A 23,630-nucleotide genomic window follows, 5' to 3' on the forward strand; every position below is an offset into this window, starting at 1 on the left:
AGCGCTGGCCGGGGGGCGCGGCGGAGACGGTGCGGCGGCAGGCCGCACAGGGGTCAGGCGTCGCCGCCCGCCTCCCCCGCGTCGGCGGCCGTGACGTCCAGGAGCTGGTAGCGGTCGATCGCCTGCTTCAGCAGCGAGCGGTCCACCTTGCCCTCCTTGGCGAGCTCGGTGAGCACACCCAGGACGATCGACTGCGCGTCGATGTGGAAGAAGCGGCGGGCCGCACCGCGGGTGTCCGCGAAGCCGAACCCGTCGGCGCCCAGGGACTGGTACGTGCCCGGGACCCAGCGCGCGATCTGGTCCGGGACGGAACGCATCCAGTCCGACACCGCGACCTTCGGGCCCTCGGCGCCCTGGAGCTTCTGCGTCACGTACGGGACGCGCTGCTCCTCCTCCGGGTGCAGCAGGTTGTGCTCCTCGATCGCCACCGCGTCGCGGCGCAGCTCGTTCCAGGAGGTCGCCGACCAGACGTCGGCCTTGACGTTCCACTCGTCCGCGAGGATCCGCTGGGCCTCGACGGCCCACGGGACCGCCACGCCGGAGGCGAGGATCTGGGCCGCGTGCTCGCCCTTCTCACCGGACTTGACGCGGTAGAGGCCCTTGAGGATGCCCTCGACGTCGACGTCGGCCGGCTCCGCCGGGTGCTGGATCGGCTCGTTGTAGACGGTCAGGTAGTAGAAGACGTCCTCGGCGTTCTCGCCGTACATCCGCCGCAGACCGTCCTTGACGATGTGCGCGATCTCGTAGCCGTAGGCCGGGTCGTAGGCGACGCAGGCCGGGTTGGTCGAGGCCAGCAGCTGGGAGTGGCCGTCGGCGTGCTGGAGCCCCTCACCGGTCAGCGTCGTACGGCCGGCGGTCGCGCCGAGCACGAAGCCGCGCGCGAGCTGGTCGGCCATCTGCCAGAACTGGTCGCCGGTGCGCTGGAACCCGAACATCGAGTAGAAGACATAGACCGGGATCAGCGGCTCGCCGTGCGTGGCGTAGGCGGAGCCCGCCGCGATCAGGGAGGCGGTGCAGCCGGCCTCGGTGATGCCGTCGTGCAGCATCTGGCCGGTCGGCGACTCCTTGTAGGCCAGCAGCAGTTCGCGGTCCACCGACTCGTAGGTCTGGCCCAGCGGGTTGTAGATCTTGGCGGACGGGAAGAACGCGTCCATGCCGAACGTGCGGTACTCGTCCGGGGCGATCGGCACGAAGCGCTTGCCGATCTCCTTGTCCCGCATCAGGTCCTTCAGGATGCGGACGAACGCCATGGTCGTGGCGATCTTCTGCTGGCCCGAGCCCTTCTTGGCGGTGGCGTAGGCCTTGTCGCCGGGCAGCTCCAGCGGCTTGGCCCGCACGAGACGGGTGGGCACGTAGCCGCCCAGCGACTTGCGGCGGTCGTGCATGTACTGGATCTCTTCGGAGTTGCGGCCCGGGTGGTAGTACGGCGGCAGGCCGTCCTCCAGGTCCTTGTCCGGGATCGGCAGGTGCAGCCGGTCGCGGAAGCCCTTGAGGTCCTCGACGGTCAGCTTCTTCATCTGGTGGGTCGCGTTGCGGCCCTCGAAGTTCGGGCCGAGCGTCCAGCCCTTGACCGTCTGCGCGAGGATCACCGTCGGCTGGCCCTTGTGGGCCTTGGCCGCCGCGTACGCCGCGTAGATCTTCTTGTGGTCGTGACCGCCGCGGCCCAGGTGGAGGATCTGGTCGTCGGTCATGTTCGCGACCATCGCGCGCAGGCGCTGGTCGTCCCCGAAGAAGTGCTCGCGGATGTACGCGCCGGTCTCGGTGGCGTACGTCTGGAACTGGCCGTCGGGGGTGCTGTTGAGCTTGTTGACCAGGATGCCGTCGCGGTCCTGCGCGAGCAGCGGGTCCCAGCTGCGGTCCCAGACCAGCTTGATGACGTTCCAGCCGGCGCCGCGGAACTGCGACTCCAGCTCCTGCATGATCTTGCCGTTGCCGCGGACCGGGCCGTCCAGGCGCTGGAGGTTGCAGTTGACGACGAAGGTCAGGTTGTCCAGGCCCTCACGGGCGGCGATGGACAGCTGGCCGAGCGACTCGGGCTCGTCCATCTCGCCGTCGCCGAGGTAGGCCCAGACGTGCGACTTGGAGGTGTCGGCGATCCCGCGCGCCTCCATGTAGCGGTTCATGCGGGCCTGGTAGATCGCGCCGAGCGGACCCAGGCCCATGGAGACGGTCGGGAACTCCCAGAAGTCCGGCATCAGCCGCGGGTGCGGGTAGCTGGACAGCCCGTTGGGGGCCTTGGACTTCTCCTGGCGGAAGGCGTCCAGCTGCGCTTCGGACAGTCGGTCCAGGAGGAAGGCGCGGGCGTAGACACCGGGCGAGGCGTGGCCCTGGAAGAAGATCTGGTCGCCGCCGTCGCCCTCGTCCTTGCCCCGGAAGAAGTGGTTGAAGCCCACGTCGTAGAGGGAAGCGGAGGAGGCGAACGTGGCGATGTGGCCGCCGACGCCGATGCCCGGGCGCTGGGCGCGGGAGACCATGACGGCAGCGTTCCACCGGGTCGCGTTGAGGACCTTGCGCTCGATCTCCTCGTTGCCGGGGAAGAACGGCTCGTCCTTGGTCGCGATGGTGTTGACGTAGTCCGTGCTGCGCATCTCGGGCACGGCCACACGCTTCTCGCGGGCGCGCTCGATCAGGCGGAGCATCAGGTAGCGGGCACGTTCCCGGCCTCGCTCGTCAACAGCCGCGTCGAGCGAGTCGAGCCATTCCTGGGTCTCTTCGGGATCGAAGTCCGGGACCTGGCTGGGAAGGCCGCCAATGATGATCGGGTTTCGATCGGATCCGGAAGCCACGCTGTTCCTTAGTGTTCGGTTCGTATCGTGCTCGGCTTGCCATTGCTGCTGTGCACGGGGACGAATGCTGTCTCTGCCTTGTGTCGCGCCGTCTTCCATCGTGTACCGAGTCACTGGGATACGTCACCTCTACCGATGGGTAACCACCCGCTGAGAGATGGCGCTGAAAAGGCCGGTCCTCAGGTCGGCCAAATCGCAACCATACGCCCATGTCGAAAGTCCTTGACGTACGGCCGTCCGGCGCTCGAAAGCGGGTCCGGGTGGCTCCCTCGTCACTCGACGGGGCCATTCGTGCCCGCCTACCCCATATACCCGCCCCGGTGCTGTGGTGTGAATCACTTCGTGGTGTCCTGGTGGGGTGGCGGTGGTCCAGCGGTGCCTTCGGATCGTCACCGTTTAGGCGGTCTCGACCGCCGGGTACTTGCGCGATCCGCCCGGCCCGTGTGGACTACGCCCAATGCCCCGCGCACGCGCGGGGTCCCCGAGCATTTCCGAAACATGACAGGAGGCAATCCGTGAGCGCGACCGCGGACCACGCGGAGGAGCGGACCAACCCTGCCGCCAGGCTGGGGTTCGAGCCCGGACAGGTGGTCCAGGAGATCGGCTACGACGATGACGTCGAGCAGGAGCTCCGAGAAGGCATTGAGGCCGTCACCGGCCAGGAGCTCCAGGACGAGGATTACGACGACGTGGCCGACGTCGTCCTGCTCTGGTTCCGGGACGAGGACGGCGACCTCACGGACGCGCTGGTGGACGCCATCGGTCTGATCGACGAGGGCGGCCAGATCTGGCTGCTGACACCCAAGACCGGCCGCGACGGCTACATCGAGCCGAGCGACATCAACGAAGCCGCCCAGACCGCGGGCCTGTCCCAGACCCGGAGCATCAACGCGGGCAAGGACTGGACCGGCAGCCGCCTGGTCACCCCCAAGTCCAAGCGCTGAGCGCTCCCCTCGACGGTGTGCGCCCGAGCCCCCTCCGGCCTGTTCCGGAGGGGGCTCGGCCCTGTTCAGGCCGGGTTCTCCGGGCGTTCGGGCCGGCGCGTAGGGTTGGTCGCGTCAAGTTGAGAGTGATGCGGAAGGGAAGCACCCATGGCGATCGAGGTCGGCACGAAGGCTCCGGAATTCGAGCTCAGGAACCAGCACGGCGAGCTGGTCAGGCTCTCCGACTTCCGCGGCGAGAAGGCCGTCGTCCTGCTCTTCTACCCCTTCGCCTTCACCGGCGTGTGCACCGGTGAGCTGTGCGCGCTCCGCGACGAGCTGCCGAAGTTCGCCAACGACGACGTCCAGCTGCTGGCCGTCTCCAACGACTCCCCCTTCTCGCTGCGCGTCTTCGCCGAGCAGGAGGGGCTGGAGTACCCGCTGCTGTCGGACTTCTGGCCGCACGGCGAGGCGTCGCGGGCGTACGGCGTCTTCGACGAGGACAAGGGCTGCGCGGTGCGCGGCACGTTCATCATCGACAAGGAGGGCGTGGTGCGCTGGACGGTCGTCAACGGCCTGCCCGACGCCCGCGACCTGAACGACTACGTCAAGGCCCTCGAAGCCCTCTAGTCACCGAGCGCCGCACGCGCCGGGCGCCCCACGGCCCACCGGGCGGACATCCTTCGGGATCCGCGCGCGGTATCCGCATTCGGTGGGAACCCGTCACTAGGATCAATTCGTTGATCCGATGCCATGCACGATGGGGGCGCACATTCATGACGTACCCCTCGAATCTATGGGAGGACTCGTGGGAGTCAGCCTCAGCAAGGGCGGCAACGTCTCGCTGACGAAGGAAGCCCCCAATCTGACCGCCGTGCTCGTCGGTCTGGGCTGGGACGCGCGTACCACCACCGGTACGGACTTCGATCTCGACGCCAGCGCCCTGCTGACGAATGACCAGGGCAAGGTCGCCAGCGACCAGAACTTCGTGTTCTTCAACAACCTGAAGAGCCCCTGCGGTTCGGTCGAGCACACCGGTGACAACACCACCGGTGAGGGCGAGGGCGACGACGAGGCCATCAAGGTGAACCTCGCCGGGGTCCCGGCCGACGTCAACAAGATCGTGTTCCCGGTGTCGATCTACGACGCCGAGACCCGTCAGCAGAGCTTCGGCCAGGTCCGCAACGCCTACATCCGCGTGGTCAACCAGTCCGACGGCAAGGAGCTGGCGCGCTACGACCTGAGCGAGGACGCCTCGACCGAGACCGCCATGGTCTTCGGCGAGCTCTACCGCAACGGCGCGGAGTGGAAGTTCCGCGCCATCGGCCAGGGCTACGCCTCGGGGCTGCGCGGTATCGCGCAGGACTTCGGCGTCAACGTCTGACCGACGGCTGCACCGCGTCCGGCGCCGTACGCCCCGCAGCGGGGAGTACGGCGCCGGACGCGCTTCAGGGGGCGTGAGCCGCGTCCCCTACCGACACAGGGGAGGAAGCGAACACGATGGGCGTCACACTCGCCAAGGGGGGCAACGTCTCCCTGTCCAAGGCCGCGCCGAATCTCACACGGATCACCGTCGGGCTCGGCTGGGACGCGCGGTCCACCACGGGAGCGCCGTTCGACCTCGACGCCAGCGCGCTGCTGTGCCGGGAGGGCCGGGTCCTGGCGGACGAGTACTTCGTCTTCTACAACAACCTCAAGAGCCCCGAGGGTTCGGTCGAGCACACGGGCGACAACCTCACCGGTGAGGGCGAGGGCGACGACGAGACGGTCCTCGTCGACCTCACGCTGGTTCCGGAGCAGGTCGACAAGATCGTCTTTCCGGTCTCGATCCATGAAGCCGATCTGCGCGGCCAGAGCTTCGGCCAGGTCGGCAACGCCTATATCCGGATCGTCAATCAGGCCGACGGTGGCGAACTCGCCCGTTACGACCTCAGCGAGGACGCCTCCAGCGAGACGGCGATGATCTTCGGCGAGGTTTACCGCTACAACGGCGAATGGAAGTTCCGGGCCGTGGGGCAGGGGTACGCATCCGGTCTGCGGGGCATCGCTCTAGACTTCGGGGTCAACGTTTCGTAAAGCGCCGCGCACCGCGCGCGGGGGACCCATACAGCGAAGGATTGGGTGGGCAGTGCTCCTGAAAACCTTTGGCTGGTCGTTCGCCATCACGGTGCTCGGCCTCGGCCTGGCCGGTGTCCTCTGGGGGTGGCAGGGGCTCGCGATCGTCGGGATCCTGTCCATCCTGGAGATCTCGCTCTCGTTCGACAACGCCGTCATCAACGCGGGAATCCTGCGCAAGATGAACGCCTTCTGGCAGAAGATCTTCCTGACCGTCGGCATTCTCGTCGCGGTGTTCGGCATGCGGCTGGTCTTCCCGGTCGTCATCGTCGCGATCACCGCGAAGCTGGGGCCGATCGAGGCGGTCAGGCTCGCGATCAACGACAAGGCGCATTACGAGCAACTGGTCACCAGCGCCCACCCGGCCATCGCGGCGTTCGGCGGCATCTTCCTGCTGATGATCTTCCTCGACTTCATCTTCGAGGAGCGGGACTACAAGTGGCTGGGGTGGATCGAGAAGCCGCTCGCCCGGATCGGCAAGCTCGACACCCTCTCCATCATCGTCGCGCTGGTCGCCCTGCTGGTGAGTGCCCTGACGGTGGCCACCAACGTGGCGCACGGCGGCGGCGACAAGACCACCACGGTCCTGCTGTCCGGTATCGGCGGTCTGGTGACCTACCTCGTCGTCGGCGGTGTCTCGGGGTACTTCGAGGGCCGGCTGGAGGACGACGAGGACGACGAGGACGGCGCGGCCGACGAGGTCCAAGGTGCCGAGGGCGCCCGGGGCGGCGGGAAGGGCGCGGACGCGGCTCCGGCGCGGAAGCGGGGCGGCTCGGCCGTGGGCCTGGCCGGCAAGGCCGCGTTCTTCATGTTCCTCTACCTGGAGGTCATCGACGCGTCCTTCTCCTTCGACGGCGTCATCGGCGCGTTCGCCATCACCAACGACATCTTCGCGATGGCGCTGGGCCTCGGTATCGGCGCGATGTACATCCGGTCGCTGACCGTCTTCCTCGTGCGCAAGGGCACCCTGGACGACTACGTCTATCTGGAGCACGGCGCCCACTACGCGATCGGCGCGCTGGGCGTCATCCTGCTCGTCACGATCAAGTACGAGATCAACGAGGTCGTCACCGGCCTGGTCGGCGTCGTGCTGATCGCCCTGTCCTTCGGTTCGTCCGTGCTGCGCAACCGGCGCGAGGGCAGGCCAGGGCAGGAGTCGTCGGCGAAGTCGGAAGTGACGTCCGGAGTGTGACGGACGGCTGATTGAGGAACGCTTTCTGCGGGGCGGCCATGGGTACGAACCCTCCGGCCGCCCCGTGGTGATGCGGGGCCTGACAAGGGGGTGGGAAAGATGTCGTTCCTGGGGAACTGGCGGCGCGGCAACGCGCCGGCCTTCGACGGCGGCGGAGCGTCGTACGTCGTCGAGCTGACGAAGCGTCATCCGGTCGTCTCGCTGACCAAGCAGGGGGCGGCCAACGGGCATCTGCGGGTCAACCTGAGCTGGCAGATGCGGACCTCGGACCTGATGGAGCGGGGCGGGCAGCGCACCGGCAGCCTGCTGCGGAATCCGGGGCGGCTGTTCAAGCCCGAGGTCGTGCAGGCGCAGGGGCCGGCCGTGGTCAACGTCGACCTGGACCTGGCCTGCATGTACGAACTCGCCGACGGCACCAAGGGCGTGGTGCAGCCGCTGGGGGACTTCCTCGGCGACCTCAACGGCCCACCGTTCGTCCAGCTCAGCGGCGACGACCGGTTCGGTTCGGGGTCCGGCGAGACGCTGTACGTCAACCTGGACCACCGCGACGAGATCAAGCGGCTGCTGATCTTCGTCTACATCTACGACGGGACCCCGGCCTTCGACCGTACGCACGCGGTCGTGACGCTCTACCCGAGCACCGGACCGCGGGTCGAGGTCAAGCTGGACGAGCGGGCCCCGCAGGCCCGTTCCTGCGCCATCTTCATGCTGGAGAACGGCAAGGACGGCCTGACGGTGCGCCGCGAGGTGAAGTACGTCTACGGCTTCCAGGCGGAGCTCGACCGGATGTACGGCTGGGGGCTCCAGTGGGGCCGCGGCTACAAGTCCAAGGTCTGACCGCCATGGTCTGACCGCCATGGCCTGACCGCCGCGGCCGGCCGCCGGGGCCTGCCCTAGCGACGCTGGAACTGCGGCCCCTGGGGCGGCAGTACGAACGACGGGTCGGGGGCGAACGGCTGCGGCTGCTGCACGGGATAGCCGTACGTCGGGGCGGGCTGCGGCGGTTGCAGGTGCGGCGGCATGTGCTGCGGGTAGCCGTACGCGGGCGGCTGCTGGGGCGCGTACGGGGGCTGCTGAGGCGGGCCAGGGTAGCCGTAGGCGGGGGGCTGCGCCGGCGGCGGCGGAACGTGCTGCGGGTAGCCGTAGCCGGCGGTGGGCGGCGGTGCCGCGGGGGCCGGGGGCAGCGGGGCGGCCGAGAACGGCTCCGGCATCCGGTCCGGCACATGCTGGGTGACGGCATCCGGGCCGGCCGCCGGATACGCCGGCGGGCCCCCCGGGGACGACGGCGCGACGGCCTCTTCGGGCCAGGCGCTGGGCGGCGGGGAGGTGGGGGTGGCCGGTCCGGGGACCTGTGGCGCGCCGGGGGCGGGCCGCTCGACGGCCTCCGTGGGGACGTCGTCCGGCGGGGCCGGGGAGGGTTCCGCCGCTCCCGGCGGGTCCGTGCGGCCGGCGGGCGGATCGTTCTCGTCGACCGAGATCCCGAACTCCGTCGCCAGGCCGACCAGCCCGCTCTCGTACCCCTGCCCCAGCGCGCGGAACTTCCAGCCGTCGCCGCGCCGGTAGAGCTCCCCGCAGATCAGCGCCGTCTCCTCGCCCGTGTCGGGCACTACGTCGAAGACCGCGACCGGTTCGGCGCCCTCCGTCGCCGCGTCGTACAGCAGAACACGCAGATCCGGTACGTCCGCGAAGGTGCCGCCGTCCGACGACGCGGTGAGGACGACCCGGTCCACCGCCGGGTCGAGCGGAGCGAGGTCCGCCTCGATGCTGTCGGTGAGGTGGTCGCCGAGCCGGGACTTGGGCAGGTGCCGGACCAGGCCGCTGGGGTGCCTCGGCTGGTTGTAGAAGACGAAGTCCTCGTCCGAGCGCACGCGTCCTTCCGGTCCCACGAGCAGGGCCGAGGCGTCGACGTCGGGGACGTCGGCGCCGGGGGTCCAGCGCAGGACGGCCCGTACCGCCGTGGCGTCGAGGGGTACGTTCGACCCTTTCAGCATCGCGTGCGTCATGCGGCAATCCTGCCTTCCCACACCTCGCAGCGACAACGCGGGGGCCCGGCCCGCGCGCCGGACCCGCGGCCCGCCCGTACACCTGGACGCCGGGCCGGGGTCACGGAATTTCGTTGCGGCGGGAACTTTCGGTACCCCCACACACGTACGATTATCGGCTGGATCCAGACAGCGAGACGTCACGGGGGTGCCCGGGTCCCGCTGGTATGCGGGGAGTTGTATGCGTCACTTCGGGCATCTTGCGCCTGACATCCGGAAGGCTCTGTTCCACGAGGAACCGGTGGAGTTCACCGCCGATTCCCCGGCCCGTACGCTCGCGGCCGCCCTGGGCGCCACGCTCTACAGCCCCGCCACCCGCCCGCGGCTCGCCGCCGACGTCCTCAAGCAGGCCGGGCGCGGGGTCGTGTCCATGGTGCTGTGCCTCGAAGACTCCATAGGAGACGCGGACGTGGCGGCCGGCGAGGAGAACCTCGTCCGGCAGCTCGGACTGCTCGACGCGGCAGCCGAGGCGGGCGCGGACCTGCCGCTGCTGTTCGTCCGCGTCCGTGAACCGGACCAAATACGGGACCTGGTAGGGCGGTTGGGGCCCGCCGTGCGCAGGCTGTCCGGTTTCGTACTTCCGAAGTTCACCGAGGAACGGGGCACGCCCTTCCTGGAGGAGCTGGCCGCCGCCGAATCCGCCTGCGGGCGGCGGCTGTTCGCGATGCCGGTGCTCGAATCCCCGCAGCTGCTGCACCTGGAGAGCCGCGCCGCGACGCTCCGGGGCATCGCCAGGGCCGTCGGCGCCCACCGCGACCGGGTGCTCGCCCTGCGGCTCGGCGTCACGGACTTCTGCTCCGCCTACGGGCTGCGCCGGGCGCCCGACATGACCGCGTACGACGTGCAGATCGTCGCCTCCGTGATCGCCGACGTGGTGAACGTCCTCGGCCGCGCGGACGGCAGTGGCTTCACGGTCACCGGCCCGGTGTGGGAGTACTTCCGGCTGCACCAGCGGATGTTCAAGCCGCAGCTGCGCCGCACCCCGTTCGTGGGGGAGGCCGAGGAGCTGCGCAACGCGCTGATCGAGCACGACATGGACGGGCTGCTGCGCGAGATCGAGCTCGACCGGGCGAACGGACTGGAGGGCAAGACCTGCATCCACCCCTCGCACGTCGCCCCCGTGCACGCCCTCTCGGTCGTCAGCCACGAGGAGTTCAGCGACGCCGGCGACATCCTGCGGCCCGAGCAGGGCGACGGCGGGGTCCTGCGCTCCGCCTACACGAACAAGATGAACGAGGTGAAGCCGCACCGTGCCTGGGCCGAACGGACCCTGCTGCGCGCCGCGGCGTTCGGCGTGGCGCGGGAGGACGTCGGGTTCGTGGAGCTGCTGACCGCGAGCCTGCCGCCGGCCTGAGGCGCGGCGGACGGGGCGGGAACGGCGGCGAAAGACGAGGGAACAGCGGGAACAGCGGCCCAGCAACAGCAGGAACAGCAGGAACAGCAAGGATGGCGGGAACGGCATGAGCGGCACGAAGGGTACGTACGGCACCGAGGAGGAGACGGCACGCGAGGTGTGGACGGGGGAGTGGGTCGCCGGGCGGCTCGGGGTCGCGCTGAGCGGCGCGGACGAGCTGCCCGAACTGCTCGGGCTGGCGCTGCGCCGCAACCCCAAGCGGGCCCACCTCCTGGTGTCGAACGTGCTCGGCAAGCACGTCCCGCAGCGCCCGGACGTGGTCCACGGCGCCGGCGTCGGACTCGGGCGCCGGGTGCGCGCGCTGCTCGGGGACGAGGCCGCCGCCCGCTCCGTCGTCCTGGGATACGCCGAGACCGCCACCGGACTGGGGCACTCGGTCGCCGACGGGCTGGGCTCGGCACCGTATCTGCACTCCACCCGGCGGCCGGTGCCGGGCGTCGACCGGGTGGGCGGCTTCGAGGAGGAGCACAGCCATGCGACCTCCCATCTGCTGCTCCCCGAGGACCGCGAACTCCTCGCCGGTGGCGGCCCGTTGGTGCTCGTCGACGACGAGTTCTCCACCGGGCGCACGGTCCTGAACACCCTCCGGGCGCTGCACGCGCGCTTCCCGCGCGACCGCTATGTCGTCGTCGCCCTGGTCGACATGCGATCCGCCGGGGACCGCGACCGGCTGGCGGAGTGCGCGGCCGAACTGGGCGCCCGCGTCGACCTGGTGTTCCTGGCCGCGGGCGGCGTTCGGCTGCCCGCGGACGTCCTCGCGCGCGGCCGGGAGCTGGTCGCCGCCCATGAGGTGGCCCGCACCGCGGCGGTCCCGCCGCGGTCCGGCCGGGGCGCCGGCGCCGTACGGATCGACCTCGGCTGGCCCGAGGGGCTGCCGGACGGTGGACGGCACGGCTTCACCCCGGAGCACCGGGCGCGCCTGGAGGCCGGGCTGCCGGCCATGGCCGCCCGGATCGCCGAGCACCTGGCGGGCGCCCGCCGCGTCCTCGTCCTCGGCAACGAGGAGCTGATGTACGCACCGCTGCGCCTCGCCGGGGCCCTCGACGACCGGATCGGCGGCGGCGCGGGCGACCGGGCCGTGCACTTCTCGACCACCACCCGCTCCCCGGTGCTCGCCATCGACGACCCCGGCTACGCGATACGCACCCGGCTGGCCTTCCCCGCCCACGACCGGCCGGCGGACGGGCCCGGGGAGCGCTACGCCTACAACGTCGCCCCCGGCACCGACCCGGAGCGCCGCTTCGACGCCGTCGTGGCGGTCGTCGACTCCGAGGGCGACCGGCCCGAACTCCACTGCCCCGGCGGCCTGCTGGACCGCCTCGCCGCCCACACCGACCGGCTGCTGCTCGCCGTCATCCCCGCCTACACCCCGCACCGGCAGGCTCCGGCCGGGCCCCTTCCCGAGCCGCTGCGCGGCCCCGCCTTCTCCTCGTACGCGCCCGACGAGGTGGGTTGGCTGCTCCAGGACCTGTCCTCGGTCACCCTCGAAGCGCCCACCGAGGAGCGCGAGGAGGCCATCCAGAGCGGTGGCGCGCACTACGCGGAGTCGCTGCCGGTCGAGTACCAGCCGAGCGAGGCGTACCAGGCGCTCTTCCGCGGTGCGCTGGAAAGCTCCGCGGGCCGTATCGCACGGGCCGTCGGAACGGTCACCGAGACGGTGCTCCGGGAGCGCGGCCCCCGCCCCGTGCTCGTGTCCCTGGCGCGGGCCGGCACCCCCGTCGGCGTGCTGATGCGCCGCTGGGCCCGGCACGCACACGGCGTGGACCTGCCGCACTACGCCGTCTCGATCGTCCGCGGCCGGGGCATCGACACCACCGCCCTGCGCTGGCTCGCCGACCGGCACGACCCGGCGGACGTGGTCTTCGTCGACGGCTGGACCGGCAAGGGCGCCATCGCCCGCGAACTGGCCCGCGCCCTGGCGGACTTCCCCGGTCTCCCCGGCGTCCCGGGCTTCGACCCGCGGCTCGCGGTGCTCGCCGACCCCGGCGGCTGCGTCGACACCTACGGCACCCGCGACGACTTCCTCATCCCGTCCGCCTGCCTCAACTCCACCGTCTCCGGGCTGATATCGCGCACCGTGCTGCGCGCCGACCTGGTGGGACCCGACGACTTCCACGGCGCCAAGTTCTACCGCGACCTGGCCGGCAGCGATGTCTCCGGTGCCTTCCTGGACTCGGTCGGCGCGCGGTTCGACGAGGTCACCGGGGCGGTCGCCGCGGACGTCGCGGAACTGGCCGCCACCGACCGCACCCCCACGTGGGCGGGCTGGGCGGCCGTCGAGCGGATCAGCGAGGAGTACGGCATCCACGACGTCAACCTCGTGAAGCCCGGCGTCGGCGAGACCACCCGGGTCCTGCTGCGCCGGGTCCCCTGGAAGATCCTCGCGCGGCGCGGCGCCGGAACCGACCTCGACCATGTGCGCCTGCTCGCCGGCCAGCGCGGGGTGCCCGTCGAAGAGGTCGACGAACTCCCCTACACCTGCGTCGGGTTGATCCACCCCCGCTACACCCGCGGGGCCACCGGCGCGGACGGCACGGCGGTGGCCTCCCGATGACCGCACTCGTCGCCAGTGACCTCGACCGCACCCTGATCTACTCCGCCGCCGCACTGGACCTCACCCAGCCCGACGCCGAAGCCCCGCGGCTGCTCTGCGTCGAGGTCCACGACCGCGCACCGCTGTCCTACATGACCGAGACGGCCGCCGTGCTGCTCGCCGACGTCGCCGCCACCGCCACCTTCGTACCGGCCACCACCCGCACCCGGGAGCAGTACCGGCGCATCCATCTCCCCGGCCCGCCCCCGGAGTTCGCCGTCTGCGCCAACGGCGGCCACCTCCTCGTACGGGGCGAGTCCGACCCCGACTGGCGGCGCACGGTCGCCGCCCGGCTCGCGGCGCGGTGCGCCCCGCTGGACGAGATCCGCGGGCACCTGGCCCGCACCGCCGACCCGGCCTGGCTCCGCAAGGAACGCGTCGCCGAGGACCTCTTCGTCTATCTGGTCGTCGAGCGGACGCTGCTGCCGGACGGCTGGGTCGCGGACCTCGCCGACTGGGCCGGCGCCCGCGGCTGGACGGTGTCCCTCCAGGGCCGCAAGATCTACGCCGTGCCGAAGCCGCTCACCAAGAGCGCCGCGGTGGCCGAGGTGGCCCGCCGCACCGGTGCCGCCGAGATCCTCGCGGCCGGCGACTCGCTGCTCGACGCCGACCTGCTGCTGGCGGCGGACCGGGGCTGGCGGCCCGGCCACGGCGAACTGGCCGCAGCCGGCTGGCAGGCGCCCCATGTCACCGCGCTGGAGGCGCGCGGGGCGGCGGCGGGCGAGGAGATCGTACGGGCCTTCCGCGCCGCCGCCGGTGGCTCGCGGAGCGACGGCTGAAGCCGTCGGCACGGACGGCGCTCCGCTAGCCTCCTAGGTCGTCGTGGCGCCGTGCCGTTGCCCGTCCGCACCGGCCGGGACCGCCGCCCGGGATCAGGAGGAGTGCTGGTGGCCGAGTCCAAGAACACGCCGATCACACCGGAGTTGTACGACTACGTCCTTGCGCACAATCCGCCGCTGGACTCCGCGCAGCGCGACCTCGTGGACCTCACCCACGAGCGGTTCCCCGGCGCGGCGGGGATGCAGTCGGCGCCGGAGCAGGGGCCGCTGCTGGCCTTCCTCGTCCGGCTGACCGGGGCGCGGCACGTCGTCGAGGTGGGGACGTTCACCGGCTTCTCCACGCTCTCCATGGCGCAGGCGCTGCCGCGCGGCGGCACGGTGGTCACCTGCGACGTGTCGGAGGAGTGGACGGCGTACGCCCGGGAGGCATGGGCGGCGGCGGGCGTCGCGGACCGCATCGAGCTGCGGATCGCGCCCGCCCTGGAAACCCTCCGGGCGATGCCGCCCGAGCCGCACCTCGACCTGGTGTACCTCGACGCGGACAAGGGCGGCTACATCGCCTACTGGGAGGAGCTGGTGCCCCGGCTGCGGCCCGGCGGCCTGCTGGTCGCCGACAACGTCCTGTACCGGGGCCTGGTCACCAACCCGGCGGCGACCGGACCGGCGCTGGCGATCCGGGAGTTCAACGACCACGTCCGGGAGGACCGGCGCATGGAGTCGGTGATGCTCACCGTGGCGGACGGGCTGACGCTGGCGCGCCGGCGGTAGCGGCTCAGCCGCAGCAGCCGCCGCCGCAGCAACCGCCGCCCCCGCCGCCGCGAGCCGGGGCGGGCGCGGCGGCGGAACCGCCGACCGCGACCGTGGAGAGCAGCTTCACGGTGTCCTCATGGCCTTCCGGGCAGACGGCCGGGGCGGAGGACTCGGCCATCGGCCGGTTCAGCTCGAAGGTGGAGCCACAGGGGCGGCACCGGTATTCGTAACGAGGCATGGCCACAGGTTATCCGCGGTGCCGCTCACCGCACGACGGTGCCGGGCGGCGCGCCCAGCAGGCCCAGCTCCGCGCGGGTGGGCGCGCCCTCCCAGTCGCCCGCCGAGGCGACCGCGAACGCGCCGGTGGCGGCGGCCCGCGCCAGGCGCCCGGCGAGGTCCGCGCCGTCCAGGAGCGCCGAGAGGTAGCCGGCCACGAAGGCGTCGCCGGCGCCCACGGGGTCCACCGCCCGGACCGGGGTGGCCGGCCGGTGGCGGGAGCCGGTGCCGGTGAACGCCGTCGCCCCGGCCGCGCCGTGTGTCACCACCACCTCGCGGACGCCGAGGTCCAGCAGCCGCGCCGCGCCCTCGCCGGGGTCGCCCGGCGGTCCGGGCAGGCACAGCGGCAGCTCGTCGTCGGAGGCGATGACGAGGTCCACGGAGGGCAGCCACTCGCGCAGCACCGCGCCGGCCTCGTCCGCGGTCCAGAGCCGGGCGCGGAAGTTGACGTCCAGGCAGACCAGCGTGGCGTGCCCGCACGCCAGTTGGAGCGCCCGCCGGGCCGTCGCCCGGGCCGTGGGGCCGAGCGCCGGAGTGATGCCGGTCAGGTGCAGGACGCGGGGCGGGGCGGTGGCGAAGGCGCGCTCGATCGCGGACGCGCCGGGCCGGGAGCCGGCCGAACCGGTGCGGTAGTAGTGCACCCGCGTCACGTCCGGCAGCCGCGGCTCGAAGAGGATCAGGCCGGTGGGCGCGCCGCTGTCGGTCGCCGCCCCGCCCACCCCGACGCCCTCGGCCCGCAGCGTACGCAGCACCAGCCGGCCCGCCTCGTCGTCGCCGACCGTGCCCGACCAGTGGACGTCGTGCCCGAGGCGGGCCAGGCCGATCGCGACGTTGCTCTCCGCGCCCGCGATGGAGACCTGCATCGTGCCGCCGAGCCTCAGCGGGCCGCTGCCGCGCAGGGCGACCATCGTCTCCCCGAAGGTGAGGACGTCCGGTCCGACCGCGGGGCCGGACCTCCCGGCGTCGCCCCGTATCGCGTCGTCCGGTTCCGCGCCGTTCCGCATCGCACCTTCCCCCCGGTCTCCTGCCGCTGCTGCTGCCGTCGTTGCCGCTGCCGCCGTCCGCCGTGTCACCATTCCGCGAACGCGCCGTCGTCGTACCGCCAGACCGGGTTCCGCCAGGCGTGCCCGCCCGCCGCGTCCGCCGCCCGTACGGCGCGCTCGTCCACTTCGATCCCGAGGCCGGGCCGGTCGGTCCGCAGGAACGCCCCTTGCTCGAAGCGGAACGGCTCCGGGTCCACGACATAGTCCAGCAGTTCGGCGCCCTTGTTGTAGTGGATGCCGAGGGACTGCTCCTGGATGAGGAAGTTCGGGGTGGTGAAGGCGACTTGCAGGGAGGCGGCGAGCGCCACCGGGCCGAGCGGGCAGTGGGGGGCCAGATGTGCCCCGTACGTCTCCGCCAGCGCGGCGATCCGGCGCAGCTCGGAGATGCCGCCCGCATGGGAGATGTCGGGCTGCACGACCGCCACACCGGCCTGGAGCGGAGCCAGGAACTCACGGCGGGTGTAGAGACGTTCACCGAGAGCAAGGGGGATGCCGGAGGCGCCGACGAGGCCGGGCAGGGCCTCGGTGTGCTCGGGGAGGACCGGCTCCTCGACGAACATCGGCGCGTATTCGGCCAGCAAGGGGAGCAGCCTGCGGGCGTTGGAGGGGGAGACACGGCCATGGAAGTCGAGCGCGAAGTCCCGCTCGTCGCCCAGGACTTCGCGGGCAGCGGCGGCGCGCAGCAGGCAGCCGCGCACCTCGGCGCGGGTCGCCACCGGGGACATCCGGCCGCAGCCGTTCATCTTGACGGCGGTGAAGCCCGCCTCGGCCTGCGCGGCCACCGCGTCCCGGACGGCTCGCGGATCGTCGCCGCCGACCCAGGCATAGGCCCGGACCCGCTCGCGCACCGGCCCGCCCAGCAGCTGGTGGACGGGCAGACCGCAGTGCCGCCCCTTGATGTCCCACAGCGCCTGGTCGAGGCCGGCGACGGCGGACGAGAGGACGGGGCCGCCCCGGTAGAAGCCGCCCTTGGCCATCACCTGCCAGTGGTCCTCGATGCGCGCGGGGTCCTGCCCGAGGAGGTACTCCGCCAGCACCTCCACGGCCGCCCGGACCGGCTCGGCGCGCCCCTCGACGACAGGCTCGCCCCATCCGACGACGCCCGCGTCGGTCTCGACCCGGACGAACAGCCAGCGCGGCGGGGCCAGGAACGTCTCGATACGGGTGATCTTCAGGGATCGGGCCATGGGGAGGGGACCGTCCTTTCGGCGAGGGGCACGGGGCGTCCACCCCTCCTCCCTCTATCCCCTCGGCACGGCGCCCGCACCTCCTCTTGGGGCGGCGGCCCAACGGAACGTCGTACGCCGAGCCCTACGGAAAGTCGCGCGCAGACTTGTCGAGCAGCTCCAGCATCAACATGTAGGCGCCGTCGAGATCCCGGTCCCGTACGGCCGCGGCCACCGCCGCGTGCCGCGCGTGCGGATGCTCGAACTCCCCGCCGGAGGCGTACATCGCCCGCCCGCGGTGGATGAGGACGGGCACGATCACCCGGTGCATCTGGGCGTAGAAGCGGTTGTTGGACGCCACCAGCATCGCCATGTGGAAGGAGGCGTCGGCGCGTACGAGCAGCACCGGATCGTCCTCGGTCGCGGCCATCGCGCTGAGCGCGGCGTTCAGCGCCTCCAGGTCGTCGTCCGTACGGCGCTCCGCGGCGAGCGCCGCCGCGGCGGGCTCGATGGAGCGGCGGAGTTCCAGCAGGTCGGCGAAGAAGTCGGACGAGGCGCCGGCCGCCAGTTTCCACCGCAGGACGTCGGAGTCGAGGAGGTTCCACTCCTCCCGGGGGCGGACGTAGGTGCCGTGGTTCGGGCGGGTGGCGAGCAGTCCCTTGGCCGTCAACACCTTGATCGCCTCACGCAACACGGTCTGGGTGGCGCCCAGTTCGGCCGTCAGCTCCCGCAGGGCGAGGACGTCACCCTCGCCGTAGGCGCCGCCGAAGATCCGCTTCGCCAGCGCCTCGACCACCGCCCCCTGGGACCCGTGTCCCGCCCCGGAGCCGGCGTTTGCCCGCTGCGTCATGGCTGCTCCCCGTGCTCTCCCGTTCCTCGGCCGATGGCCCCTCGGCCGATGGCCCCTCGGCCGGTGGCCGTCGGCCCGCAGCCGGCGGGGCGCCCCGGGCGAACGCCCCCGCCCCGGTGCGCCCCGACGCCTCCTCGCCCCGGCTCACTGCTCCTTGCCGCCGGTGTCGTCCGGACCGGTGCGGGTGTCCGTTGCGCGACCCGCACCCCTGCCCGTCCCGGTGGCCCCCGTCGCCTTACCTCCGCTCGTGTCCGCCGTCGCCGTACCGCCGCTCCTGTCCGCGGTTCCGCTCGCGCCGGCGCCGCGGCCCGCGCCCGTGGCGGGGAGGTCGCCGGCGTGCCGGTGGGGGCCGGTGAGGCTGGTCCCGGGGCCGAGCGAACCGCGTCCGCCGTGCCAGGCGCCCTGCATGTTCACCCGCGCCGCCTGCCGTCCGGCCGTCATACCGGCCACCGGGTGCAGCTCGCCACGGGCGAAGCGATCCGCCTCCTCCGGGTGCCGGGCGCGCCAGTACGGGTTGTCGTGCGACAGCCCGCCGCTGACCCGTCCGTACATCCCGAACACCATCAGCAGCAGCCCCACCACGAAGCTGAAGAGCACGTTCTGGATCTTGAAGGCCAGGAAGTTCGCGTCGGTCTGGAGCAGCGCCAGATTCACGAAGCCGCTCAGCAGGAACAGCGCGCCCCACAGGATGTTCCAGGTCGAGGCGAAGTTCCCGCCGATCAGCATGCCGCCGAAGAGCAGCGCCCCGACGACGACCGAGAGCACGCTGAGGGCGCCGTTGGCGTTCAGCCCGGCGACGGTCGCGCCGCCGGTGTCGAAGAAACCGATGTGATGGGTCAGACCGAGGACGCCGAACGCGATCAGCACCAGCCCCATCAGTCCGGCACCGATGCGGTAGACCTGGCTGAGCCGGTGGTCCACGGGCAGGTGCTCGTCGAGTTGGGCGCGCCGCCGCTTGAGCCGCTGCAACGGATTCACGAGGTGCAGGGTGCCGCCAGTAGCCCCAGTTGCCATCTCCGGCCTCCTTCGCGCAGATGAGCCGCCTGGCCGTACTCACTCCCAGGATCCGCCAAGGGGCCGGTTCACGCCATCGCGCGCCCGCCGAAGCGCAGCAGCCCGGGCTGCCCGGAGAAGAACCACGCCTCCGCTCCGCGTACGGAGCCCCGGAGGACCCCGTACCCCCTCCCGCAGTTCCCCCTCCCGCGCCTCAGCGGCCCGCCGCGCCGCCCCGCGCCTCGCGGATCTCCTGCACCACCCGGGCGGCCGTCTCCCGTACCGCCTCCGTCTCGGTCAGGAAGTGCCACCAGTCCGGATGCCGCCCCTCCAGGCCGCCGACCGCACGCTCCAGCCGCGCCACCGCCTCGTCCAGCGGGCCGGCGTGCCGCGGGTCGGGCGTGCTCCGCCCGGCCATCGCCAGCCGCTGCGCGTCGCGGACCGCGAACCGGGTTCGCTCGATCTCCTGCTGCCGGTCCAACGAGACCGCGTCCAGCCGCCGCAGCCGGTCGCCGGCCGCCGACACCGCCTCGTCCGTGGTGTTCAGCAGCGCCCGTACGGTCGCCAGCCGGCTCGTGGCGTCCGACCAGCGCTGCTCGTCGCGGGCCCGCTGCGCCTCCCGCAGCGTGCTCTCGGCCTCCCTGACGGACCGCGCGGCCTCCTCCGGCACCCGCTGGAGGTCCTGCCAGCACGCCGCGCTGTACCGCCGCCGCAGCTCGCTGAGCACCGGATCGACCTGCTGGGCACGGGTCGTGATCGCCTGCGAACGGGTCCGCAGCGACACCAGCCGCTTGTCGATCTCCGCCGCCGTCTCCGGCAGCCGCTCCGCCTCGCGCCGCAGCTCCTCGGCCGTGCGCAGCACCTCGTCGGCGCGCCGGATCGTCTCTGGTACGCCGTGCGTTCCGGCACCCTCGTTCAGCTTGGTCAGCTCCGGGCCGAGCGCCGCCAGCCGGGCCGCGAGATCGTCCGCCCGCAGGCCCTGCGCGCGCACCGCGTCCAGCGCGTTGCTCGCCGCCAGCAGCGCCTGCCGCGCCCGCTCCACGGCCGGCGCCAGCCGCGCCAGCTGCGTCTCGGCGCCCTCCAGCAGCGGCGCCAGGCTCTGCGCGAACCAGTCGAGCTCCCCCCTGACGCGCTCCAGTTCCTCCCTGGCCCGCGTCAGATCGGCCCGCGCCCGTGCCACCGCCGCGCCGTCGATGTCGTCCCGGTCCAGATCGTGCGCGTCGACCGCGGTGATGTAGCCCTCGCTCACCTGGTCGATCCGCCGGCCGAAGCCCTCGTACTCCACCGCGGCCTGCCGCGCCCGCTGCGAACTGTCGACGGCGGTGATCGTCTCCACCGAGATCCGCAGGTCACGGTGCGCGGTGTCCAGCTCGTAGAACGCCGCCGCCGCGGCGTCCTTCGCGGCCTGCGTCTCGGCCCGCTGGCTCTCCCCGCGCCCGAACCAGCGGCGGGTGCCGCCACCCGCGAACGCCATCGGCGCCATCGCCGCCAGCAGCGGCAACGGCAGCAGCACGAGCCCCACCACATCCCGGACCGGGCCCCCGCGGGATCGACGGCGTGCCCGCTGCTCGTACTGCTGCGGCTGCGGCTGCGTTTGTGTCGCCGTCACATCCCTCTCCTGATCGGATCGCCCCAGGGCCGGCTGGCATTCTCCCACCCACCGAAACGAACACCCCGTCCGGTAAGTTCACGCTCCACGCGACTTCCCGCCCGCGGACGAGCGCCTCCCGCCCTCCGACCACGGGTTTGCAGACCAGGCCCCCGGGCAAGGTAGTCTGTCGGCTCGTCCAGGGCGCATAGCTCAGCGGTAGAGCGCTGCTCTTACAAAGCAGATGTCGGCGGTTCAAATCCGTCTGTGCCCACCGCGCTGACCAGCAGCGGAGCATCACGAAAGGCCCTCCGGAAGATCATCCGGAGGGCCTTTTCCCATGCTCGGGAACATCCTGGGAACCTGGCGTCACGCGGCCGTTTCGCCGGACTCCTCTGCGGGGGCTCCGGTCTCACTGCTGGCCGTTGGCTTCTCTGTCTCGGCTTTGCTCGCCTTCTTCGCCTGCGTCTTACGTGGCACGAGCTGCACCGGCGCCTCGGCCTGCGCCTTCTCGAACTGGGGGAGTACCGAGGTGTAGGTGTCGGCCGTGAGCTGGTACGACGAGTGGCCCAGCATCGCCTGGATCGCCTTCATATGGACGCCGGCGGCCAGGGAGAGGGTGGCGGCGCAGTGGCGGAGATCGTGAAGGCGGATGGGCGGGAGGTCGTGCTTGGTCAGAAGCCGGTCGAAGACCTGACGCACGTAGTCAGGGTGGTATGCCCGTCCGTCCTCCCAGGTGAAGACGCGGCCGGTCTCGTGGTAGATCTGCGGCGGCTCGCCGTTCTTGCCTTTGGCTTGCTGGTGCTCCTCCCACTCCTTCCGTTCCTGCTCCTGGCGCCGCTTCCAGAGGTTCAGCAGTTCCAGGGTCTGGGAGTCCAGCGCGACGGTACGGGCGCCGCTGTCGCTCTTGGGGGTGTCCTCCCATACCTCGTACGAGAGGGCCACCAGCTGTTCGCTGATGTGCACGATGCCCGCTTCGAGGTTGACCTCGGTCCACGGCAGACCGCATGCCTCGCCGCGGCGCAGCCCCCGGAAGACCATGAGGTGGAACAGCGGGTACAGGCGGTGCTCGGCGACCGAGTCGAGGAACTGTCCCGTTTGCTCGGGTGTCCAGACCATGACCTTCCCTGGCTTCTTACCTGTCTTCCGCCACGACCCGACGCGCTCGGGAGTCCACACGAGCGGCTTTGGCTTGCGGTAGGTCGGCAGGACCACGTGCTTGGCCCAGTTCTCTGAGAGCAGGCGCGCCTTGACGGCGTCATCGAGGGCGCCGCTGAGCGTGTTGTTGATGTGTAGCTGGGTGCCGGCTCCGGTGATGTGGCGGGGCTTGCTCCGGGCTTTGCGCAGCGCGGTCTTGGCGTCGTTCCAGGCTTGGCGTAGTTCCTGCGGGCGGGGGGTGGGTGCCTGGCGCCAGGTTGCGTGGGCGGCCCGCTCGGTGGCCAGTGCTGCCTTGGCGGCTTCGATGTTCTTTTCGTGTTCCTTGTTGCGGTCCCAGATGTCCTGGAACATCTCCTGGACGTGGCGGGTGCGAAGGTCGCGGAGCTTGAGGTGGCCGATGGTGGGGATGAAGATGCGTTGGATGTAGTCCTCGTAGCCGAGGTAGGTGGACCGCTCCGGGATCGGTGGAGGCTCTATACGTTGACTCCAGCCGCCGGTCGGGGCTGGTGTTGAGCGTGGTGGTTGGTCTCGTACTCATGGGGCGGGATGCCGCCGGTCGCGCTGTGGAGGCGCTGGTTGTTGAACCAGTCGACCCATTCCGCGGTGCCGAGCTCGACGTCGACGAGGCCGTGCCAGGGCCTGCGGGGTTTGATCAGCTCCGTTTTGTAGAGGCCGATCTGGGACTCCATGAGCGCGTTGTCCAGGGCGTCGCCGACGGTGCCGATCGAGGCGTCGATGCCGGCCTCGATCAGGTGCGCGGTGAACGCGAAAGACGTGTACTGCCCGCATCCGAATAATGAACCAGCCCTGGTCCAGCGGGAGTTCCGGCGCGATCCCGGCGCCACAGGGCCATGTCGAGGGCGTCGAGGACCAGCTTGGCCCGCTTGCTGGTCGCCGCGGACCAGCCGACGATCGCCCGGGAGAACACGTCCACGACGAATGCGACGTAGACGATCCCGGACCAGGTGGCGAGGTAGGTGAAGTCCGCGCCCCACCGCTCGTTCGGCCTGGAGGCGGTGAAGTCGCGTTGCAGCAGGTCAGCCGCCCGTTCATGCCCATCGTCGCGCAGGGTGGTTCGGATCTTCTTGCCACGACGGGCGCCTTCCAGGCCGAGCTCGCGCATCAGCCGGGCGACCGTGCAGCGGGCCGCGACCATGCCCTCGCGATGCAGCTGCCGCCAGACCTTCCGGACTCCGTAGACGCCGTAGTTGTCGGCATGCACCCGACTGATGTGCGCCTTTGGCTCCGTATCGCGCGGGCGCTGGGAGCGCGGTTCTTGGCGGCGTAGTAGGTGCTCGTTGCGATCTTCAGTCCGTGGCCGCAGAGCACACGGCAGATCGGCTCGACCCCGAACACCTTCTTGAACTCGTCGATGAACGCTACGAGCGCTTTGACGGCCGGTCGAGCTCGGCCGCGACGAAAGCCGACGCCGCCTTCAAGATCTCGTTCGCCCGCCGCAGTTCGGCGTTCTCCGCCCGCAGACGCTTGATCTCCGCGGTTTCCTCGGACGTGGTGCCGGGCCGCTGGCCCGCGTCCACCTCGGCCTTGCGGACCCAGGTCCGCACCGTCTCGGCCGCACCGATGCCCAGCTTCGCCGCGACCGCCTTCATCGCGGCCCACTCGGTCGGGTAGTTCGGACGGATCTCCGCGAACATGCGCACCGCACGCTCGCGAAGTTCGGCAGGGTAAGGGGACGGACGTGCGATGACTCGATCCTCTCAGGGAATCGAGCCTCCATCAGACCCGGAGCGGTTCAGACTCCGCGACCAGCAGGAACTCCTTGGGGCCGGCTATCGCGTGCAGGGCGTTCATGGTGCCGGTGATCTGGGAGATCTCCGCGGCTCCGCCGCCGATGACGCGGGAGTGCAGCGGGATGCCGCCATCGCCGGTCACCGCGAGGCCGCGGCGGAGCTCCGGTTGCCGCTGTCGCCACGGAGTCGCAGACTGAATTGGGACGGGGTGTTT

20 protein-coding genes, 1 tRNA gene and 2 pseudogenes are annotated in these 23,630 nt (G+C 71.5%); 11 read left to right on the forward strand and 12 right to left on the reverse strand.

Annotated features, from left to right (window positions below; all coding sequences use genetic code 11):
• Positions 1 to 53 precede the first annotated feature (53 nt).
• The gene (gene aceE / locus GR130_RS07340) at positions 54 to 2,786 is read right to left on the reverse strand and encodes a pyruvate dehydrogenase (acetyl-transferring), homodimeric type (protein ID WP_159503950.1); all 2,733 of its coding nucleotides are present in this window, start codon (positions 2,784 to 2,786) and stop codon (positions 54 to 56) included.
• 515 nt (positions 2,787 to 3,301) lie between these two features.
• Here aceE and GR130_RS07345 point away from each other — a divergent pair.
• The 6 genes from GR130_RS07345 to GR130_RS07370 all read left to right on the forward strand — a co-directional run bounded on the left by GR130_RS07345 (position 3,302) and on the right by GR130_RS07370 (position 7,850).
• Complete coding sequence (locus tag GR130_RS07345; protein ID WP_159503951.1) at positions 3,302 to 3,730, forward strand: DUF3052 domain-containing protein; 429 nt, start codon at positions 3,302 to 3,304, stop codon at positions 3,728 to 3,730.
• A gap of 147 nt (positions 3,731 to 3,877) precedes the next feature.
• On the forward strand, positions 3,878 to 4,336 hold the full coding sequence (locus tag GR130_RS07350) for a peroxiredoxin (protein ID WP_159503952.1): 459 nt from the start codon (positions 3,878 to 3,880) through the stop codon (positions 4,334 to 4,336).
• Positions 4,337 to 4,514: 178 nt separating this feature from the next.
• Complete coding sequence (locus GR130_RS07355; protein ID WP_159503953.1) at positions 4,515 to 5,090, forward strand: TerD family protein; 576 nt, start codon at positions 4,515 to 4,517, stop codon at positions 5,088 to 5,090.
• Between the two features lie 116 nt (positions 5,091 to 5,206).
• On the forward strand, positions 5,207 to 5,782 hold the full coding sequence (locus tag GR130_RS07360) for a TerD family protein (RefSeq protein WP_159503954.1): 576 nt from the start codon (positions 5,207 to 5,209) through the stop codon (positions 5,780 to 5,782).
• Between the two features lie 52 nt (positions 5,783 to 5,834).
• Positions 5,835 to 7,013: a DUF475 domain-containing protein gene (locus tag GR130_RS07365; RefSeq protein ID WP_159503955.1), complete on the forward strand. Its 1,179-nt coding sequence runs from the start codon at positions 5,835 to 5,837 to the stop codon at positions 7,011 to 7,013.
• A 99-nt stretch (positions 7,014 to 7,112) separates the two neighbouring features.
• Positions 7,113 to 7,850 (forward strand): TerD family protein, encoded by a 738-nt coding sequence (locus tag GR130_RS07370; RefSeq protein ID WP_159503956.1) that lies wholly within the window; start codon positions 7,113 to 7,115, stop codon positions 7,848 to 7,850.
• A gap of 56 nt (positions 7,851 to 7,906) precedes the next feature.
• Here the strand turns inward: GR130_RS07370 and GR130_RS07375 are convergent, their stop codons facing one another.
• The gene (locus GR130_RS07375) at positions 7,907 to 9,016 is read right to left on the reverse strand and encodes a TerD family protein (protein WP_159503957.1); all 1,110 of its coding nucleotides are present in this window, start codon (positions 9,014 to 9,016) and stop codon (positions 7,907 to 7,909) included.
• A 220-nt stretch (positions 9,017 to 9,236) separates the two neighbouring features.
• On the opposite strand from GR130_RS07375, the gene GR130_RS07380 reads away from it, so the two are divergent.
• From GR130_RS07380 to GR130_RS07395, 4 genes are all read left to right on the forward strand, one after another.
• Complete coding sequence (locus GR130_RS07380) at positions 9,237 to 10,409, forward strand: HpcH/HpaI aldolase/citrate lyase family protein (RefSeq protein WP_159503958.1); 1,173 nt, start codon at positions 9,237 to 9,239, stop codon at positions 10,407 to 10,409.
• Between the two features lie 106 nt (positions 10,410 to 10,515).
• Positions 10,516 to 13,023, forward strand: coding sequence for a phosphoribosyltransferase (locus GR130_RS07385; RefSeq protein WP_159503959.1), 2,508 nt, complete (start codon positions 10,516 to 10,518; stop codon positions 13,021 to 13,023).
• The gene (locus GR130_RS07390) at positions 13,020 to 13,841 is read left to right on the forward strand and encodes an HAD family hydrolase (RefSeq protein WP_159503960.1); all 822 of its coding nucleotides are present in this window, start codon (positions 13,020 to 13,022) and stop codon (positions 13,839 to 13,841) included. Before GR130_RS07385 ends, GR130_RS07390 begins: the two co-directional genes overlap by 4 nt.
• A gap of 108 nt (positions 13,842 to 13,949) precedes the next feature.
• Positions 13,950 to 14,609 (forward strand): O-methyltransferase, encoded by a 660-nt coding sequence (locus GR130_RS07395; RefSeq protein ID WP_159503961.1) that lies wholly within the window; start codon positions 13,950 to 13,952, stop codon positions 14,607 to 14,609.
• Between the two features lie 4 nt (positions 14,610 to 14,613).
• On the opposite strand, the gene GR130_RS07400 is transcribed toward GR130_RS07395, so the two are convergent.
• From GR130_RS07400 to GR130_RS07425, 6 genes are all read right to left on the reverse strand, one after another.
• Positions 14,614 to 14,829, reverse strand: a complete 216-nt coding sequence (locus GR130_RS07400; RefSeq protein WP_159503962.1) for an FmdB family zinc ribbon protein — start codon at positions 14,827 to 14,829, stop codon at positions 14,614 to 14,616.
• A 25-nt stretch (positions 14,830 to 14,854) separates the two neighbouring features.
• Positions 14,855 to 15,871 (reverse strand): sugar kinase, encoded by a 1,017-nt coding sequence (locus tag GR130_RS07405; RefSeq protein WP_159503963.1) that lies wholly within the window; start codon positions 15,869 to 15,871, stop codon positions 14,855 to 14,857.
• 65 nt (positions 15,872 to 15,936) lie between these two features.
• Positions 15,937 to 17,085, reverse strand: a complete 1,149-nt coding sequence (gene dgoD / locus GR130_RS07410) for a galactonate dehydratase (protein ID WP_159509807.1) — start codon at positions 17,083 to 17,085, stop codon at positions 15,937 to 15,939.
• A 136-nt stretch (positions 17,086 to 17,221) separates the two neighbouring features.
• Positions 17,222 to 17,926, reverse strand: coding sequence for a FadR/GntR family transcriptional regulator (locus tag GR130_RS07415; RefSeq protein WP_159503964.1), 705 nt, complete (start codon positions 17,924 to 17,926; stop codon positions 17,222 to 17,224).
• Between the two features lie 144 nt (positions 17,927 to 18,070).
• Positions 18,071 to 18,940, reverse strand: coding sequence for a DUF4383 domain-containing protein (locus tag GR130_RS40355; protein ID WP_236572905.1), 870 nt, complete (start codon positions 18,938 to 18,940; stop codon positions 18,071 to 18,073).
• Positions 18,941 to 19,133: 193 nt separating this feature from the next.
• Positions 19,134 to 20,528: a hypothetical protein gene (locus tag GR130_RS07425; protein ID WP_443043582.1), complete on the reverse strand. Its 1,395-nt coding sequence runs from the start codon at positions 20,526 to 20,528 to the stop codon at positions 19,134 to 19,136.
• Between the two features lie 181 nt (positions 20,529 to 20,709).
• Between GR130_RS07425 and GR130_RS07430 the strand changes: the two genes are divergently transcribed.
• Positions 20,710 to 20,781: transfer RNA gene (locus GR130_RS07430), tRNA-Val, on the forward strand.
• A 95-nt stretch (positions 20,782 to 20,876) separates the two neighbouring features.
• On the opposite strand, the gene GR130_RS07435 is transcribed toward GR130_RS07430, so the two are convergent.
• From GR130_RS07435 to GR130_RS07445, 4 genes and pseudogenes are all read right to left on the reverse strand, one after another.
• Entirely contained in the window at positions 20,877 to 22,016 is a 1,140-nt protein-coding gene (locus GR130_RS07435; RefSeq protein WP_159503965.1) for a site-specific integrase, read from the reverse strand.
• Positions 22,017 to 22,142 (reverse strand): annotated as a pseudogene (locus GR130_RS41765) (hypothetical protein); the annotation flags it as partial.
• Positions 22,139 to 23,320 (reverse strand): annotated as a pseudogene (locus tag GR130_RS07440) (IS3 family transposase). The pseudogenes GR130_RS41765 and GR130_RS07440, both read right to left, overlap by 4 nt.
• A gap of 82 nt (positions 23,321 to 23,402) precedes the next feature.
• The gene (locus GR130_RS07445) at positions 23,403 to 23,558 is read right to left on the reverse strand and encodes a hypothetical protein (RefSeq protein ID WP_159503966.1); all 156 of its coding nucleotides are present in this window, start codon (positions 23,556 to 23,558) and stop codon (positions 23,403 to 23,405) included.
• Between the last annotated feature and the right edge of the window lie 72 nt (positions 23,559 to 23,630).

This window comes from Streptomyces sp. GS7 (genome assembly GCF_009834125.1).
Taxonomy (GTDB): Bacteria; Actinomycetota; Actinomycetes; order Streptomycetales; family Streptomycetaceae; genus Streptomyces.

What these genes read in the sequence shown, in the direction of transcription:
- GR130_RS07350 (WP_159503952.1), top strand. Translation starts at nt 3,878, where the DNA reads ATGGCGATCGAGGTCGGCACGAAGGCTCCGGAATTCGAGCTCAGGAAC.
- GR130_RS07360 (WP_159503954.1), top strand. Translation starts at nt 5,207, where the DNA reads ATGGGCGTCACACTCGCCAAGGGGGGCAACGTCTCCCTGTCCAAGGCC.
- GR130_RS07370 (WP_159503956.1), top strand. Translation starts at nt 7,113, where the DNA reads ATGTCGTTCCTGGGGAACTGGCGGCGCGGCAACGCGCCGGCCTTCGAC.
- GR130_RS07375 (WP_159503957.1), bottom strand. Translation starts at nt 9,016, where the DNA reads ATGACGCACGCGATGCTGAAAGGGTCGAACGTACCCCTCGACGCCACG.
- GR130_RS07380 (WP_159503958.1), top strand. Translation starts at nt 9,237, where the DNA reads ATGCGTCACTTCGGGCATCTTGCGCCTGACATCCGGAAGGCTCTGTTC.
- GR130_RS07385 (WP_159503959.1), top strand. Translation starts at nt 10,516, where the DNA reads ATGAGCGGCACGAAGGGTACGTACGGCACCGAGGAGGAGACGGCACGC.
- GR130_RS07390 (WP_159503960.1), top strand. Translation starts at nt 13,020, where the DNA reads ATGACCGCACTCGTCGCCAGTGACCTCGACCGCACCCTGATCTACTCC.
- GR130_RS07400 (WP_159503962.1), bottom strand. Translation starts at nt 14,829, where the DNA reads ATGCCTCGTTACGAATACCGGTGCCGCCCCTGTGGCTCCACCTTCGAG.
- GR130_RS07405 (WP_159503963.1), bottom strand. Translation starts at nt 15,871, where the DNA reads ATGCGGAACGGCGCGGAACCGGACGACGCGATACGGGGCGACGCCGGG.
- GR130_RS07415 (WP_159503964.1), bottom strand. Translation starts at nt 17,926, where the DNA reads ATGACGCAGCGGGCAAACGCCGGCTCCGGGGCGGGACACGGGTCCCAG.
- GR130_RS40355 (WP_236572905.1), bottom strand. Translation starts at nt 18,940, where the DNA reads ATGGCAACTGGGGCTACTGGCGGCACCCTGCACCTCGTGAATCCGTTG.
- GR130_RS07435 (WP_159503965.1), bottom strand. Translation starts at nt 22,016, where the DNA reads ATGTTCCAGGACATCTGGGACCGCAACAAGGAACACGAAAAGAACATC.